Source organism: Staphylococcus microti (genome assembly GCF_000934465.1).
In the GTDB taxonomy this organism is placed as follows: Bacteria; Bacillota; Bacilli; order Staphylococcales; family Staphylococcaceae; genus Staphylococcus; species Staphylococcus microti.
On record NZ_JXWY01000010.1, the window covers coordinates 1 to 3258 of the forward strand.

4 protein-coding genes are annotated in these 3258 nt (G+C 30.2%); 1 reads left to right on the plus strand and 3 read right to left on the minus strand.

Translation table 11 applies throughout. The features are described from left to right. The 3 genes from TP70_RS02025 to TP70_RS02035 all read right to left on the minus strand — a co-directional run. Window positions 1–664: hypothetical protein (locus tag TP70_RS02025; protein ID WP_044358965.1), on the minus strand; the 664-nt coding region annotated here is incomplete at its 3' end. Continuing rightward, window positions 664–1092, minus strand: coding sequence for a RusA family crossover junction endodeoxyribonuclease (locus TP70_RS02030; protein WP_044358966.1), 429 nt, complete (start codon window positions 1090–1092; stop codon window positions 664–666). The genes TP70_RS02025 and TP70_RS02030, both read right to left, overlap by 1 nt. A gap of 7 nt (window positions 1093–1099) precedes the next feature. After that, window positions 1100–1717 carry a hypothetical protein gene (locus tag TP70_RS02035; protein ID WP_042740156.1) on the minus strand — a complete coding sequence of 206 codons (618 nt, stop codon included), beginning with the start codon at window positions 1715–1717 and terminating at the stop codon, window positions 1100–1102. Window positions 1718–2344: 627 nt separating this feature from the next. On the opposite strand from TP70_RS02035, the gene TP70_RS02040 reads away from it, so the two are divergent. Continuing rightward, window positions 2345–3217, plus strand: a complete 873-nt coding sequence (locus TP70_RS02040; RefSeq protein WP_042740155.1) for a hypothetical protein — start codon at window positions 2345–2347, stop codon at window positions 3215–3217. Window positions 3218–3258 lie beyond the last annotated feature (41 nt).

Genomic DNA, 3258 nt, shown 5'->3' on the forward strand with positions numbered 1-3258 from the left:
CCCTTTCTCCTATTATGTTTGGACGTGCTTCTAAAAGTAACTCGAACTCTCGCTTATAACCACCATCTTCTAAATCAGCGATAACTTCATCTATTTCTTTTTGGATATTTTCTCCTTTTTCTATAGCATCTCTATAGTGTGCAAATCCATTTATATAATTACTTTTTAATCTATCTATCTTCTTAACAATGCTTTCTGATTTATCTTGTTGCCCATCTTCCATAGCGTCTATTAAATCCATAAGTACATCTAATTCTTCAATTTCTATTTTACGCACCTTTAACAAACGCCATGACTCTCCAATGTCATCTTCGTCAAAATTGCCCTCCAGCTTCTCTCTGGCAAGCTTTAGCTGTTTAATCGACCGTTGGTCGCCTTCATAGGTTGAATCTTCTTCTATAGCTTCTATACATTCATCTATGCGTTTTTTAGCACTTTGTACAACATTCTTTACGTCTGCATCTATATCTAGCTTATCCCCTTGTTTAAACACTCTTTGTTGCACTTTATCTAACACTTGCGAAAGCTTAGTATATTCCTTTCTCAACACAATCATGTACTCATATCGTTCTTCCATGCTATTTAAATATGATTCTAATAGCTCCCGTGCTTCACTCATCATTTTTTCTATAATCAAAAATTTATCTAGATTTGTTGTCGCCATTATTCTATCCCCCTTAAAACAATCTCAGTCCTCGGGTTATCTATTTCTTGAAATTTAGCCATAGATACCATTGCTATACGACTGTCTTTAACCTCTAATCCTCTAAATATGCCGTCAAGCACTGCTTTAAGTAAGTTATCGATATCTGGTGCTGTCGTTCTTGTCAGTTTTTTAAGCCTATTTTGACTTCTAGGTGCTTGCACATAAAACATCACTTCAGCTTTAACACCCAACTCTGTATTAACAACATCAAAAAAATCGTCATTAATAGCTTTATCTCTTATTAAACGTGCTTGTATAGCGTCCAAATACTCACTGTATGCACGATCATAGTAAGTAATTGTACGACCATCATCTAAACGCCTTGTACGTGGTCTAGGCGTCCCCATAGGCGGTAAGTCAATTGTGTATTTCCATATCTTCGCCATAAGCTTCTTACTCCTTTTTATCCTTGTGTCCTATTGTCTGAGCTCTCCAATATTCCGCAATTCTATCAGCTTCACTCTCTCTATAAGCACGTTCTCTTTCAATTCGCTCCTGACTTCCTTCAGGTAGTGTTTGTATATATTCTTTTTCTGCCATATGACGTTTTAAAACTTCTGTCTGAGTTAACGCTCTATCCCTTGTATAATCAGTCCCCGTCTCTTTTGTTTCATCCCCTTTTGTTGATGCTATTTTCTTATTTTTGTACCCTAAATAATCCATATTCATATCTTGCGTGTGTTTTTGTATCACTTCGGCCTGTGCTTGTAAATTCACTTCAGCTTTTTTCTTAGGTTTTTCATATTTTTCTGGATGCTCTATAGCATCGTTAAACAGCTCTATAACAACATTTAACTGGTTAAGTGTAAACACTTCCCCTAATGCATAAAACGGTGTTTTTTCTTCTCCCATCTCTTTAATCAATTTCTTATATCTAAAGATTGCCGTCTTACCTAAACCTAAGTTTTCAGCAAGCAACTTCCAATGTGCTTCATTCACAATCCATTCTGAGATGTTTTCACTTTTACTCTTTGAAATACTTAATAATTTTTGTGTTTTTGTATTTGCCATATATAACACCTTTCTCCAATTAATAACTATTATTTTTATATTTTCGTATGTTTTCAATCATAAGTATATTCACTTATATAATTATGACAATAAACTCCATACCAGATTTGGTTAATAAAAGTTTTCGGTACGCTTTTTAGCAATTTTTATACATAATATGAACTTTAACTATTATGTATATTTATATCTTTGAACAACCTTTTTATTATCTTTATATTTGCAAGTTCATTCATAAAATCACTTGGCTATATATAAAAGTTCTTTAAAAAGAACTTGTATTACACTTTTAACTATAAATCATATAGTACGATATTTCAAACTATAAATTTACGAAAAAATAATTAGTTGATTTTTTAACGTAAAATAGATACATTGAGTATATTAAATTATTATTCCCACTTAAATATAGAGATTTTGATGTTTATATTTATTTCATATATTTCAAGAATTATGATTGTGACATTTTCCTTAAAAATAATTATATATTCTCTGTTTAATTAGATTATTCGTATTATGAAGTCTTTGAATTCAAATATTTTTATCAACAATAACATTGTTTATAGTACTCAAATATTTTATAATTAAACTATATAAATTATTAAAGATTTTAAAATGGAGTGATGTAAAATGTTGGATAATCAAAATAAATCGAGCAATTTAGAAGCATCTATTAAACTTAACAATGTAGAACTCTTTGAAACTTTTGATATAAATGCATTTTTGAAAGATAAGAGGCTTGTGGTAGAAAAAGTGTTAGTGGATTCTCATATAAAGTTAGAATTAAGAATAATTGAAGATCACACAAAATACAATGAAAATACTGATATTGATGTGAATAAAAATAAAGTCATCACTGCTATATTGCACGATGACATAGTCAATAAAGTTAACATCTTAGACATTATAGGTAATGAAGTAAGTTTGAATCACATTAATTCAGAAGATGTATTAGTATATGGTATTAACTGTTTACAAGTGACTGTTAGAGATATAGATGTCAAAAATCAGAAAGTTGATAACTTTAAACCAAAAGATAAATTCACTAAAGCAGAGTATAGATTGATGAAAATGAATTACTTCAAAATTTTTGATGCTCAAAAGTTTTTATCTTCCTACAACATGAAACTATTAACGGTTTACCCACAAAATCCAATTACTGCTCGCGCAATAATATTAATTACCGATGATTTTACAAATTGTGCATTATCTAATATTGGTAAAACGTTTGATCTCAAAGTACCCCTTACAAATGTAAGAGAGATTCCCCTTGAATTTGTAAGGGGTAATAAAGATATTACTATTGATAATATTTTAGGCAGTTTATCTGGTATGACTGTCAAAAATAACCAAGTATTACTTACAGCAGATACCCTACAACTAACAGAGAATGGACAAAAAATAGTTGTAGGAAAAGAAACTAGCAGTAAAGTTAACGATAAACAACATGATAACTCAAATAACATCACAAGTAACAGCTTGAATAATAATCATAAGTACTAGCTTGAATCTATTATTTTTCAAATGTTTAAACAAAAGAAAAG